General features: G+C 64.4%; 12 protein-coding genes. 9 read left to right on the top strand and 3 right to left on the bottom strand.

Annotated features, from left to right (window positions below):
* Positions 1 to 84 precede the first annotated feature (84 nt).
* From BLS55_RS02580 to BLS55_RS02560, 5 genes are all read left to right on the top strand, one after another.
* Positions 85 to 1,839, top strand: coding sequence for a sensor histidine kinase (locus tag BLS55_RS02580; protein WP_092152806.1), 1,755 nt, complete (start codon positions 85 to 87; stop codon positions 1,837 to 1,839).
* A 1-nt stretch (position 1,840) separates the two neighbouring features.
* On the top strand, positions 1,841 to 2,242 hold the full coding sequence (locus BLS55_RS02575) for a response regulator (RefSeq protein ID WP_092152805.1): 402 nt from the start codon (positions 1,841 to 1,843) through the stop codon (positions 2,240 to 2,242).
* Positions 2,239 to 2,910, top strand: coding sequence for a histidine kinase (locus BLS55_RS02570; RefSeq protein WP_092152804.1), 672 nt, complete (start codon positions 2,239 to 2,241; stop codon positions 2,908 to 2,910). Before BLS55_RS02575 ends, BLS55_RS02570 begins: the two co-directional genes overlap by 4 nt.
* Before the next feature lie 38 nt (positions 2,911 to 2,948).
* Positions 2,949 to 3,422: a response regulator gene (locus BLS55_RS02565; RefSeq protein ID WP_092152803.1), complete on the top strand. Its 474-nt coding sequence runs from the start codon at positions 2,949 to 2,951 to the stop codon at positions 3,420 to 3,422.
* Positions 3,423 to 3,595: 173 nt separating this feature from the next.
* A complete protein-coding gene (locus BLS55_RS02560) occupies positions 3,596 to 4,744 on the top strand; it encodes a hybrid sensor histidine kinase/response regulator (RefSeq protein WP_092152802.1) in 1,149 nt (382 codons plus the stop codon).
* A gap of 437 nt (positions 4,745 to 5,181) precedes the next feature.
* Here the strand turns inward: BLS55_RS02560 and BLS55_RS02555 are convergent, their stop codons facing one another.
* From BLS55_RS02555 to BLS55_RS12365, 3 genes are all read right to left on the bottom strand, one after another.
* Positions 5,182 to 5,577 (bottom strand): PaaI family thioesterase, encoded by a 396-nt coding sequence (locus BLS55_RS02555; protein WP_092152801.1) that lies wholly within the window; start codon positions 5,575 to 5,577, stop codon positions 5,182 to 5,184.
* A 111-nt stretch (positions 5,578 to 5,688) separates the two neighbouring features.
* A complete protein-coding gene (locus BLS55_RS02550) occupies positions 5,689 to 6,612 on the bottom strand; it encodes a Tim44 domain-containing protein (protein WP_092152800.1) in 924 nt (307 codons plus the stop codon).
* Between the two features lie 182 nt (positions 6,613 to 6,794).
* Entirely contained in the window at positions 6,795 to 9,356 is a 2,562-nt protein-coding gene (locus tag BLS55_RS12365; RefSeq protein ID WP_180365378.1) for an ABC transporter permease, read from the bottom strand.
* Between the two features lie 421 nt (positions 9,357 to 9,777).
* On the opposite strand from BLS55_RS12365, the gene BLS55_RS02540 reads away from it, so the two are divergent.
* The 4 genes from BLS55_RS02540 to BLS55_RS02525 all read left to right on the top strand — a co-directional run bounded on the left by BLS55_RS02540 (position 9,778) and on the right by BLS55_RS02525 (position 13,125).
* On the top strand, positions 9,778 to 10,686 hold the full coding sequence (locus BLS55_RS02540) for a glutamate/aspartate ABC transporter substrate-binding protein (RefSeq protein ID WP_092152799.1): 909 nt from the start codon (positions 9,778 to 9,780) through the stop codon (positions 10,684 to 10,686).
* Positions 10,687 to 10,956: 270 nt separating this feature from the next.
* A complete protein-coding gene (locus tag BLS55_RS02535; protein WP_092152954.1) occupies positions 10,957 to 11,706 on the top strand; it encodes an amino acid ABC transporter permease in 750 nt (249 codons plus the stop codon).
* A complete protein-coding gene (gene gltK, locus BLS55_RS02530) occupies positions 11,699 to 12,376 on the top strand; it encodes a glutamate/aspartate ABC transporter permease GltK (RefSeq protein ID WP_092152798.1) in 678 nt (225 codons plus the stop codon). The genes BLS55_RS02535 and gltK overlap by 8 nt, the downstream gene beginning before the upstream one ends.
* Complete coding sequence (locus BLS55_RS02525; RefSeq protein WP_092152797.1) at positions 12,373 to 13,125, top strand: amino acid ABC transporter ATP-binding protein; 753 nt, start codon at positions 12,373 to 12,375, stop codon at positions 13,123 to 13,125. Before gltK ends, BLS55_RS02525 begins: the two co-directional genes overlap by 4 nt.
* Positions 13,126 to 13,132: the final 7 nt, after the last annotated feature.

Genomic DNA, 13,132 nt, shown 5'->3' with positions numbered 1-13,132 from the left:
GGCCCGGCGCGCGCCGCCCCGAGACCGCTGTGACACAAAACATTTGTGACACCTTAGCTGCGCGGCGCAGCCCTGGAGGAGCCCATGTTCGCCACACTCAAACAGTCTTTCAGCCATTTGCTGGAAGTGCCGGAGGACGTCTCGCCGGGGCGTTACCGTTCCCTCAGGCGGCTCATGACCCTGCTCATGGTGGCTGTGTCCGTTACGCCGCTTTTGCTGCTCTCCGGCATCAGCCACATGCAGTACACCCGCACCCTGGTGCGGGAGATGGAAAGCCCGGTCTACGCCCTGGCCCGCAAATCCCAGGCCGCCCTGGAGCTCTATCTGGGCGAGCGGGCCTCCACGGTGGGGTTTCTGGCGCACGCCTACACCTTTGAGGATCTGGCGGACGAGCGCACCCTCAACCGGGTGTTCCTGGCCCTTAAGAGCGAGTTTCAGGGCTTTGTGGACATGGGCCTGGTGGACGCCGAAGGCCGCCAGGTAAACTATGTGGGGCCGTATAAGCTCAAAGGCGCGGACTATGCGGGCAAGCCCTGGCTGCGGGAAGCCGAAATCAAGGGTCGCCACCTGAGCAACGTTTTTCTGGGCTACCGGGGTTATCCGCACATGGTGGTGGCCGTGCACCGGCTGCAGGAGAACGGACGCTCCTGGACCCTGCGCGTGGCCACGGATACCCTGAGCGTGCAGAAGATTGTCTCCACCGTGGGGCCGGAGCAGGATACGGACGTTTTTCTTGTGGACCGCGAAGGCGTGCTGCAGACCGATTCCAACCTCTACGGCAAGGCGCTGGAACCCCTGCCCCTGACGCTGCCGCCGGCCTCGCACGAAACCGTGGTGCGCCGGGTGACCGACACTTCGGGCCGCAATCTTATGGTGGCCTCCTGCACCCTGGCGGGCACGGAGTTCATGCTGCTGGCCGTGAAGCCCGTGGCCGACGCTTTCCGCCCCTGGTCGGCCCTGCGCAGCGAGCTTCTGCTGGTGCTCTGCGGCGGGGTGGCCCTTATTGTGCTGGTTTCGCACTTTCTCATGAAGCACCTTATCAACCGTCTCCAGGCCAGCGACGAACGACGGGTGGCCGTGTTCGCCCAGATGGAGCACAACCAGAAGCTTTCCTCCATAGGACGGCTGGCCGCGGGCGTGGCCCACGAGGTTAATAACCCCCTGGCCGTCATTTATGAAAAGGCGGGCCTGGCGCAGGATTTGCTGGATATGGGCAAGGTGGCGGGCGACCCCGCGGATAAGGAGCGCTTCTGCGCCCTGCTGAGCAGCATAGAAAGCACTGTGGAGCGCGCCCGGGGCATCACCCACCGGCTGCTGGGCTTTGCTCGGCGCATGGACGCCAACCGCCAGAGCCTGCATGTGGAGGAAGTGATTGCCGAGACCATGAGCTTTCTGGAGCGCGAAGCCAAGAACCGGGGCGTGCGCCTGGAAGCGGATTTGCCGGATGACCTGCCGGAAATTGTTTCGGACCGGGGCGAACTGCAACAGATATTCCTGAACATCCTGGGCAATGCCCTGGACGCCGTGGCGGCGGTGGAGCGCACGGACGGCCCGGATATGGGCCGCTTCATCAAGATCAGCTGCGCCGCGGGGGCGCAGGGGCTGGAAGTGGCCGTGCGCGACAACGGCAAAGGCATGGCGCCCGATGTGCTCAAGCACATTTTTGAGCCGTTTTATTCCACCAAAAAGGATAAGGGTACGGGCCTCGGCATGTTCATCACCTACGGCATAGTGCGTCGCCTGGGGGGCGACATCCAGGTGGAAAGCGAAGAGGGCAAGGGCAGCACCGTGCGGGTGCGCCTGCCCCTGACCCCCCCTGACAGCGCGGTGGAGGTGTAGCATGGCCTTGCGCATCCTGTTGGCTGACGATGAAAAAGAATTTGTGGATACCCTGGCGGAGCGCCTGCGCCTGCGCGGCTACGACGTGCGCGTGGTCTACGACGGGCTGAGCGCCCTGAACGAGGCGGATAAGGATGTGCCCGACGTGGCCGTGCTGGACCTCTTCATGCCCGGCCTTTCCGGGGATGCGGCCCTGCACCGGCTCAAGGCGGCGCATCCCGGCCTGCCCGTTATTGTGCTTACCGGGCATGAGGCCGTGGACGACAACGGCGTCTGCCCCCTGGCCCAGGCCGTGGCTTGCCTGACCAAACCTCTGGCCTTCAAGGATTTTCTGGCTGCCGTGGAGGCCGCCGCGCGCGAAGGCGCGGCAGGTGACGCGGCAAATGGGGGGGGGCGTTCATGAACGACAGTCAGTGCATGGCCCGGCTGCTGGCCTCTGCCGTCCACGATATGCGCAACGTGCTGGCCGTGATCCGCGAATCGGCGGGGCTTGCGCAGGACCTGGCCGCCCTGGCTGCCCGCGACGCTGCGGACGGCGCGGCGCGGCAGCAACGGCTCGCCACAGCCCTGGACGAGGTGCAGCGCGCGGTGGTTCAGGGCGCTGCCCTGGCCGAGGGCATGGACCACATGGCCCAGGCGGGCGGCGCGGAAAATGCGGATAACGCCGGCCCCTGCGACCTGGCGCGGGTTTGCCGGACCTTTTGCCTTCTGGCGGCGCGCCACGCGCGGGCCGCGCAGGTCAGGCTGGAGTACCGCGAGACGGAAGAGCCCATCTGGGCCCCCGTGCCGGCCCTGGCCGTGCTGCGCGCGCTGCTGGAAGTTTTTGACCTCTGCGCCTCCGTGGGCGGGCAGGTAACCCTGCGCTTTGCGGCGGGGCGGCGGCAGAAAGAGGAAGGCATTATTGTGGAAGTGACGGAGGGCCCCAACCGGGAGATGGCTTTTTCAGTCATGACGGGCAGCCCTCTGCTGGATGGCCTCAGGCCCGGCTGGCGGGCGGCGCTTATGCCTTGGCGGGACGCGGGGCAGCGGTTTTTTCTTTCCATTTCGGCCTGCGCTGGCGAGGGCGCATAACCGGCCCGTGCTGGCGGGCCTGCAAGGAGCATGGTTCCATGACCAAAGAAGACATCAAAATTTTGCTGGTGGACGACGAAAAGCAGTTTGTGGATACCCTGGCCGAGCGTTTGTCCATGCGCGGCTTCGAGGCGCGCGTGGCGTACGACGGGCCGCAGGCCCTCAAGGCTGTGGAGCAGCCCACGGACGTTATCGTGCTGGACCTGCGCATGCCCGGCATGGATGGCTTTGAGGTGCTGCGCAATGTGAAGAAGAGCAATCCGCAGGTGCAGGTCATCATCCTCACCGGCCACGGCGGCGATGCGGAAGAGCAGACCGCCTATCGCATGGGCGCGTACAACTTCCTCAAAAAACCCATGGACATTGACGAACTGCTGAGCAGCATCCGCATGGCCTACCGCGACAAGGTGGAAAACGCCATGGTAGCCGTTTCCCTGGCTGAAGGCGGGGACTTTGACGCCGCCCGCGACGTGCTGAACGAGAAGGACGTGCTGAACGAGCACAACAAATGACGCGGCGCACGCGGCTTATGATGGTTGTCGAAAATATCTGTCCTGCGCCGTCTCCGGCGGCCTGGGGGGCCTGAGCCCCCCAGGATTTTCCCCCGCCTTGGGCGTGCGGCGCACAAGCCGGCATGCGGGGACGTTTGGCGGCGGGCGCGCAGGTAGTAGCGGAGGGCCGACCCATGCGGGTGCTTATAGTGGACGACGAGGCCGCTTTTGCCCATCCCCTGGCGGAACGGCTGCGCCTGCGCGGCGTGGACGCGACCACGGCGGCGGACGCCCCTGCGGCCCTGGACGCCTTGGCTGCGCAGGAGCGCGACCTTATTTTCCTGGACGTGGGCCTGCCGGGCATGGACGGCGTAACGCTTCTTAAAGTTTTACATGAAAAATATCCACGCACTGACGTGGTCATGCTCTCGGGCGCGGCAGATATGGGCAAGGCCGTGCAGGCCATGCGGCGCGGCGCTCTCAACTGGCTTTCCAAACCCGTGAGCCTGGAGGACGTGCTGGCCGAATGCCGCAAGGCCGGGGAGCGCGCCCAGGCCAGAGAGGAGGCCGCCCGTCTGGCTGAGGCCGCCCGCTGGCGCAGCCTGGGAAGAGTGGCCGAGGGCGTGGCCCATGAGGTCAACAATCCCCTGAACATTATTGTGCAGGCCGCCGGTCTGGTGCGGGACTGTCTGGACGCGCCCGAGGCTGCGTCCCTGCCCGAGGTGGACGAGGCGCGAGAGGCTGTGGCCCTTATCCGGGTGCAGAGCCTGCGGGTGCGCGAAATTACCCGCAAGCTGCTTATGGTGGGGCACGGGCTGGACCCCCGCACCGGCCCGTTGGATGTGGGCGCAGCACTGGATGCGGTGCTGGAGCTGCTGCACTCCCGCCTGGAGCAGAGCAGCGTGCAGTGCCGCCGCGCTTTGCCGCAGGACGCGGCGCGCCCCTTGGGTTCCGCGCCTGAACTGCACCAGATTTTGCTGCATTTGCTGGAAAACGCCCTGGACGCCATGCCCGATGGCGGCACGCTTTCAGTGCGGGGAGAACTGCGCCGCGACGCGCAGGAGCGGGATTGGTACGATGTGCTGGTAGAGGACAGCGGCCCCGGCATTTCTGCCGAGGTCATGCCCCACATTTTTGAACCCTTCTTCAGTACGCGCACGCTGCAAAGCCGCCCACAGGCCCCGGATCCGGCCGCAGGGCAGGCGCAGCCTTTGGGCCGCTACGCGGGCCTGGGCCTGGCCGTGGCGCGATCGCTGGCGCAGGCCCGCGGCGGCGAACTCACTGCCGCCAACCGCCCTGAAGGGGGCGCGGTTTTCCGCCTCAGTCTGCCTTTGGCCGAATGACGCGCGCTTCGCGCAGCGCAACCGTGTACCAGCGGCCGCGCAAGCCTTTTGCCGTACAGGCCGCTGCCCGTGGATTTCAGCCATATTGGCTGGGCTCACTCTGGCGTTTAACCGTGCCGCAATGTTGCGCCGTTGTGGCCCTTGCTCTGCGCAGCGGCCAGAGCATTTCACGCTTTCATGCTCTCCTGCCCGCTTTGCGCGTTCTCGCATATGCGAAAAGTTTTTTGAAGAAGGGCAGGGGGGATTTGTGGTTACGAAAATCCCCCCTGCCCCCTACAAAAATCTTTTATTCAGCCAGGGCATTTCAATTTTGAAATGCCCTGGGCTGCGTGAGCAGACGCCCGCTGTGAAGGCGTAAGCGCAATTTATTTGCGCTGTTAAGCGCCGAAATGCGCGCGCCGTAAACTTTGAGGATGCATATTCTCAAAGTTAATCCGCTAAGACGGCAGCGCAACATCCGTCTGGTAGCCGGAGGCCATGCAGCGGGCGATGAGGGTGCCTTCGCCGTCGTAGACCCGGACGTCGTAGCTCTGGACGTGCGCGCCGCGGCGCACGGCTGTGGCTTCGGCGCGCAGGGGGCCGGTTTTGCCGGGGCGCAGAAATTCGATGGCGGTGGAGAGGCTGACCACGCCGGTCAGCTTGCCGGCGTTGGCCGCCGCGCCGAAGGCCACGTCGGCCAGGGAAAAGATGGCCCCGCCGTGGGCGAAGCCCATGCCGTTGCGGTGGTCCGGGGTGAGGGGCATGGTCACCACGGCGTGGTCCGGGGTAGCGCTTTCAATGTGCATCTGGAGCAGACGCATAAGTTTATCGTGCTTTGCCACATAGTTGTCCATACATGTTCTCCAGCCAAAACGCGCGGGCCGCAAATCTGGCTTGCAGCCCGCGCATGGCGATAATTATCTGTTATTCAGCGTTGACGTCATAAGGAGGAGGCCGCACGCCGCCTAGCCTTCCACCTGCTGGATGCCGTCCAGCTTCCACATGCCGCCCGCAACGGGCCGCACAAAGTGCCACACTTCGCGCACGGAGGTGGGAGCCTGCTGGTTGGGATCCTCCCGCAGGAGCACATCGAAAAAGACCTGGGCGTACTGGTCCGGGCCGTCGTTCTCCACCTGCAGCAGGTGGGCGTTGACCAGAAGCAGTTCCGTATTGCCGGGCCTGGGGTCGGCCTCCATCTGCCGCCGCACTTCCTCCTGCACGGCCGGGGTGGCAAACTGGGAGATGTCGTCCATGTCCCGTTTGTCCCAAGCCTGCTGCAGGCGGTTGTAGGCCATTTTGGCCCCGCGCAGAAATTCCTCCACATCAAAGCCCTGGGGCACGGAAACGGCGGGGCCGTCCTCCGCGCTTCCGCTCATATCCTGGGGCGTGCTGCGCAGCGCGCCCCAGCCGTCGGCGGCCTCGCGGCGCAAAGGTTGCTCCTCAGCGTTCTGTCCCTGGCCGGCCCCGGCGCGGGCGGCTGCGGGCGCGCCCCGGAAGCGGGCAAAAAGTTTCAGGCCCAGGTAGATCAGCAGGCCGAAGAGGAGGATGTCCATAAAGCCGCCGCCGGAAAAGCCGTGGCCGGACAGCAGCGAGCCAATAAGAGTGCCGGCCAGCAATCCGCCCATCAGGCCGCCCATGCCGCCGAAAAGGCCGGGGCGGGCAGCGCCTGCGGCGGGCTGCTGTTGCTGCGGTCGGGTCTGGTTGACGGTGGGGCCGGGTTTCCCTGGGGCGGGTTGGGGGCGTACCGCAGGCGCGGGCGTGCTCATAAACGGCTTGCCGCCGAACGAACGGCCGCCGCCCAGCCGGGCGGCCTCCGTGGTCTCGGTCACAGTAAGCATCAGGGCACAGCAGCAGAGCAGCAGTGCGGCCAGAACCACGCTACGTTTCATAATTTCTCCGGAAAAGGGGTGGGGGCTGCCCGTCGCGGGGCGGCCGACTAGGTGTTTGCAACATGCGTCAGTATACATATACGCATCTTCCGGCAGAACGCAAGAGCGGCCGCCGGCCCTGGGGGCTGCGGCGGCCGCTGCGGAAGCGGGGAATGGGGTCGCGCTGCGCCGTCCCGGCCGTCTCAGGGGGCCTTGGGCAGGACCTTGTCCAGGGCCGACGGAAGCGCAGGGGCAGGCGGCGTCGGTGTGGCGGGCGCGGTTTTCGTGTCGTTGGTTTTTGCGGCGGACGCGGCCTTGTCATCAGACGCGGCCTTCGTGGCGGCGGCCGCAGCGGCTTTTGCCTGCGGTTTGGGCGTTGCCGCGCCCTCTGGTTTGGCGGCGGGCTGTTGCGCTGCGCTCTGGGCCCAGGGCAGGCGCGCGCCCAGCCAGGGGGGCAGGCTCGCGCGCCAGACCCAGGAGGCGGCCAAGGCCGCGCCCAGGAGGAGCAGAAGCGCCATAATGACGGAAAGCGCCCGCGATCTGCCCCGGCCCAGACGGGCGGGCAGGCCGTAGGGGTCGTCCAGGGAGCGCTGCGCGCCGGGGGGCATGCTGCCTTCCCTGGTGAGGGAAGCGCCCATGCTCAGGTTAATGGGCGCGCCCGTATTGACGGCCCAGCCAGAGGCGTCCAGCAGGGGGCCCAGGCTGCGCCGCCGCAGCTTGAACCAGGCAAGCAGGGCAGAGGGCCCGGAGATGCAGGCAAACAGCCCGGCCAGGGCCAGGGGCCACCACCAGCCCAGGGAGAACAAGGACTTGGCAATGTAGGCGAAGGAGGCGCTGACCATGCTGATGCCCACGCTGAGGGCGGCGAAAATGCCCGCGCTTTTGGCGATGTCGAACGGGGGTTTGGCCGGCGCAGCGGCCGCCGGTGCGGAAGCCGTCGGCGCGGCGACGCCGGAAACCAGGGAGCCTGCGGTCTTGGAGGTAGCCGAGGCCACGGCTTTGTCCTTGGCGGCCACCAGCTTCTGCATCTGTTCGCCCACCAGGTTGGCGAAGCGCACATAGGGAGCCCAGACGGCCTCTTTGAGGCTGATGGGATTGTGCACCACGCGCAGCAGAGAGCAATCCCAGACCTGCCCGGCGTTGTCCACAAAGACGCCGTGACGCCCCTTGACCAGGGCTGCCGTGCCGCCGGCGGTCAGGGCCGCGGCGATCTGCGCCGTCTGGAGTGCGCCCTGGTCGGTCCGGCGGCTGCACTGGCAGTAGAGCAGACAGAGGTGGCTTTGCGCAGCAAGGGCCGTGTGGCTTTCCACATCGGCCACGGGAACGCACAATGAGCAGGAGCGGCTGTCTATGTACAGGGTGCCGGCCAGAAAGATGGCCCGGCGATCTGGGTCATAAAAATCCGCAAAGGAGAGGAAGTTCATGAGCAGGGTATAGAGGTGCGCGTGCAGGAGCAGCAGCTTTTCCAGAGCGCGCAAGGAATCCAGACGCGGCGCGGCGTTTTCGCGCTCCAGGCAGGCGAGAAAGCCCTGCCGGACCTGCGCGTCAAGCAAGGCGTCCAGATCGGCGTCCGACACGGCGTCCAGGGCTTCCTGGGGCGCGCAGGGCAGAAAGGCCCGCTGCAGCGGGTCGTCCGCCGGGGCCAGGGCCAAAGCGGGCAGATCGGCGCGGGCAAAGGCCTGGGGCGCGGCCTCCGCGGGGGCAGCCTCCTGCGCGGGGCGTTGGGCCAACAGGGCGGCATAGGGCGCAAAACGGGCCTTGAGCTCCCGCCAGGCTTCTTCGTCCAGGGTCCAGCCTGCGCCCTCCTGCGGCGTGAGCAGCGGGGCAAAGAGCCGCCCGAAGGCCCGGAGGTCTTCTTCCCAGGCGGGATTGACGCCGCGCGCGGTGTCCAGCACGGGGCGGCCCGGAACAATGCGGGCCAGAGGCCGGCGGCGCAGGGCCTCTGCAGAGAGCAGATCCGCATTGTCGGCGGCGGGATCGGCTTCTTCGTTAAGGGTGGGCAGAGCGGCAGGGGAAAAGTCCGCCAGGCGGCAGCGGGTAAAATAATCGTCGATTTTGGGCGCGAGCTTTTGGAGCAGCGTCCAGGCCTCGGCCGTGGCCGCGCCCAGGGGCAGGTCCGCCGCATGCACGGCCGCGCGCCAGTCGCGCGCCTGCTGCAGCCTGGCGCTGACCTCCTCCGCCAGGGGCAGATCCAGGCCGGGCAGGCCGGAATCATCACGCTTGCCGCCCACAACGGCCAGCCCCAGGGAAATGAAGCGGGCCACCTCAGGCGCATCCTGCGCCACGGAGCAGGGCGGCAGCACGCCGTCGCCGTTGAAAGGGTATTCGGCGGCGGCGGCCAGGGCCGTTGCAACGGCCTCTCGCGAAACCGTCGGGGCGTCTTCGGCCCCGGACCTGGCCAGCACCAGACGGGCGGCGGCCAGCACCTCCGCGCCTTCGGGAGTGTCTTCACGCAGGTTGTCCACAGGCAGAAGGGCGGCGCGTTCCTGCAGGCGCGCGGGGCTCTTGACCCGTGGGCAGAGCCAGGCCACGGCAGCCAGCAGGTCGGCGGCACGGATGCGCCCGTCGCCGTCGCCATCCAGAAGGTGCAGGGTTGCGGCGTCAAATTCCAGCCCGTCCGTGGGGCAGCTCAGGGCCATCCAGATTTTGGGATCCAGGCGGTCCAGGCGACGCCACTCGTCGTCCGTAAGCAGCAGGGCCTGGTCCAGGCCGGCCATGCGTCTGAAGGAAAAGGCGGGGGCCGGGGGCAGGGCGGTGGTATCCATGGCGTATCCAGGTTGAGGTTGGGGGGACGGCGAGCGCAGGGAACCGACAGTCGCTAGTGGTAGTGAGTAGCAGAAAAAAACGTGCAGGTCGAGCCGCGGCGTCCGGCACGGTTCGCGGCGCACCGTGCGCGCACAAAGGAACAGGCTGCTGTCAATTGAGAAAAAAATCTCTAAGTCTGCAGATTGGCAACATATTGACAAGGCAGCGTCAATTCAGGACACTGACAAAGAAGAAAGAGGGCCGACGCCGGCGCTGCAGCAGCCGCCCACGGAGGGCGGGTTGTTGTGCTTTTTCTTTCAACATGGCACTTTGTGGGGTATGTACGGCGCAGGGCCGCCCGTCGGGCGCTTCGGCGGAAGGCTGTGCCGCACGGCAGGGGGCGCGCCCTTTGCCGGCAACGTCATCTTTGAGGAGGCATCCATGAACTGGAAAAAATTTGCCCTGGCCGCTTTGGCGGCGCTGCTGCTCGTTCCCGCGCAGAGCGGCGGAACCCAGGCCGAGGAATTGACCGGCACCCTGAAAAAAATTAAGGATACCGGCATTATTACGGTGGGGCATCGGGAATCTTCCGTGCCCTTTTCGTATTATGACCTGCAGCAGAACGTGGTGGGCTACGCCCAGGATTACTCCGACAAGATCGTGGCCGCCGTCAAGAAAAAGCTGAGCATGCCCAACCTCAAGGTGCGCTACGTCCCCATCACCTCGCAGAACCGCATCCCCCTGCTGCAGAACGGCACCTTTGATTTTGAATGCGGCTCCACCACCAACAACCTGGAGCGCCAGCAGCAGGTTGCCTTCTCCAACACCTTCTTCATCGTGGGCACACGCCTTCTGGTGGACAAAAATTCCGGCATCAAAGACTTTGCCGACCTCAAGGGCAAGAATGTGGCCGTCACTGCCGGCACCACCTCTGAGAAGCTGCTGAACAAGATGAACGACGAAAAGAAAATGGGCATCCACATCATCAGCGTCAAAGACCACGGCGACGCCTTCCGCACCGTGGAATCGGGCCGCGCCGTGGCTTTCTTTATTGACGACGCCCTGCTGGCCGGCGAGCGCGCCAAGGCCAAAAACCCCGCCCAGTGGGCCATTGTGGGCACGCCCCAGAGCTATGAAGCCTACGGCTGCATGGTGCGCAAGGGCGACGCCCCCTTCAAGAAGCTGGTGGATGACGTCATCGCCGAGATGCAGCTTTCCGGCGTGGCGGAAAAATCCTATCAGCGCTGGTTCATGCAGCCCATCCCGCCCAAGGGCATGAACATGAACTTTGAAATGTCCAAAGAAATGAAGGCGCTGTTCAAAACGCCCAACGACAAGGCCCTGGATTAACCGTGCAGCGCGCGGGTCGGTTCCCCCGGCCCGCGCGCTTTCCTTAGAGCAGATTACCGTTGCGAATAGGTATTCTCAAAGTTTAAGGCACGCTCGTCCCGGCGCTTAACGGCGCAAATAAATTGCGCTTGCGCCTCCACGGCGGGCGTCTCTTACGCAGCCGTCACGGCATTTCCAAGTTGCACAATGCCCTGGCGCTTTGCAAGCGCTGCGCGCCCTTCGGCGCGGCGCCCTTTGTACGACATTGTTTTTTTCAACCGGGACCGACCCATGCAGGCAAATTGGAACTGGGGCATTTTTTTTGAGCAGGCGCCGTTCGGCAACGTGACCTACTTCAGCTGGCTGGTGGACGGTTTTCTGACCACGGCGGCCCTGTTTGTCTGTGCGTGGATTGTGGCTTTTACGGCCGGATCGCTGTTCGGCATTCTGCGCACCCTGCCCAGCCGCTTTTTTCGCGCCATTGGGGCCGCATATGTGGCCGTTTTTCGCAATATTCCTCTTATCGTCCAGTTTTTCATCTGGTATCTGGGCGCGCCGGACCTCCTGCCGCACGATTTGAGCGTGTGGTTCAAGGCCGAGCTCAATCCGAATATCCAATTTTTTATTCTGTCCACCTGTGCGTTGGGCTTTTTTACCGGCGCGCGCGTCTGTGAGCAGGTGCGTTCGGGCATCCAGGCCCTTTCCAGCGGGCAGCGTTCCGCCGCCCTGGCCCTGGGCCTTACGTTGCCGCAGACCTATCGGTACGTGCTTTTGCCCAACGCCTACCGGATCATCATCCCGCCGCTCACCTCAGAAATGCTTAATATGGTCAAAAACACCGCCGTGGCGTCTACCATCGGCCTGGTGGAGCTGACCTCCCAGGCCAACCGGCTGCTGGAATTTTCCGGCTATGCCTATGAATCCTTCATCGCCGTGACCCTGGCCTATGTGTTGCTGAATTTTGTGGTCATGCGGGCCATGAAGCTGCTGGAAAACAAAATGCGGCTGCCCTCCATGAGCATGGGAGGCAAAAATGCTTGATTTCGGCTGGAGTATGATTGCCCAAAGCCTGCCTCTGCTGGCCAAGGGCGCGCTGGTTACGCTCAAAATCACGGTTACGGCCGTGGTCATGGGCATGGTTCTGGGCACCCTGCTGGCGGTGGCGCGCATCTCCGTTTTTGCGCCCTTCCGCTGGCTGGCGGCCGCCTATGTAAACTGCTTCCGCTCCGTTCCTCTGGTTATGGTGCTGCTGTGGTTCTACCTCATCGTGCCGCAGCTTCTGAGCAGCGTGCTCGGCCTTTCGCCCCAGACGGACATCCGCCTGGTTTCGGCCATTGTGGCCTTCAGCGCCTTTGAGGCGGCCTATTATGCGGAAATCATCCGGGCGGGCATGCGCAGCGTCTCCGCCGGGCAGGGCGCAGCGGCCCTGGCCCTGGGCATGACCAAGTCTCAGGCGCTGATCTATGTGATTCTGCCCCAGGCCTTCCGCGTTATGACGCCCTTGCTGCTTACCCAGGGCATGATTCTGTTTCAGGATACGTCCCTGGTCTATATCATCGGCCTGGCGGACTTTTTCCGCACGGCGACCAATATCGGCAAAACCACGGGCTTTGAAATCAACATGGTGCTGCTGGCGGGCGCGGGCTACTTTGTGGTCTGTTTCTGCGTTTCCCTGGCCGTGACCACGGTAAAAAAGAGAATGAAAGTATGAGCAACCCTCCGAACGAACCCGTCATCATCATGAATGCCGTTTCCAAGTGGTACGGCGACTTCAACGTGCTGCGCAACTGCACCACCCGCATCAACAAGGGCGAAGTGGTGGTGGTTTGCGGGCCTTCAGGCTCCGGCAAGTCCACGCTTATCAAGACGGTCAATGGTCTGGAGCCCGTGCAGGAAGGGCAGATCTTTGTCAACGGCACGGAAGTCACCAACAAAAAAACCAATCTGGCAGCCCTGCGCAGCCATGTGGGCATGGTTTTTCAGCACTTTGAGCTCTTCCCCCACCTGAACATTCTGCACAATCTTATGCTGGCGCAGGAAAAGGTGCTCAGGCGCAAGAAGGAGGAATCCATGGAAAAGGCCGCCGCCCTGCTCAAAAGGGTGGGCCTGGAATCGCAGATGAAGAAGTATCCTTCCCAGCTTTCCGGCGGTCAGCAGCAGCGGGTGGCCATTGCCCGCGCCCTGTGCATGGACCCGGTGGCCATGCTTTTTGACGAGCCCACCTCGGCCTTGGACCCGGAAATGATCAACGAAGTGCTGGACGTTATGGTGGAGCTGGCCTACGAGGGCATGACCATGATGGTGGTGACCCATGAGATGGGCTTCGCCCGCAAGGTGGCCCACCGGGTGCTCTTTATGGAGGACGGCCAGATCTTGGAAGACACCCCCAAGGAGCGCTTTTTTGAAGCGCCGCAGACGCAGAGGGCCAAGGACTTTCTGGCCAGCATCATTGCACATTAACAATAAT

The sequence above is a fragment of the Desulfovibrio legallii genome, assembly GCF_900102485.1.
Classification (GTDB): Bacteria; Desulfobacterota; Desulfovibrionia; order Desulfovibrionales; family Desulfovibrionaceae; genus Desulfovibrio; species Desulfovibrio legallii_A.
This window is presented reverse-complemented; position numbering and strand designations above follow the sequence as displayed.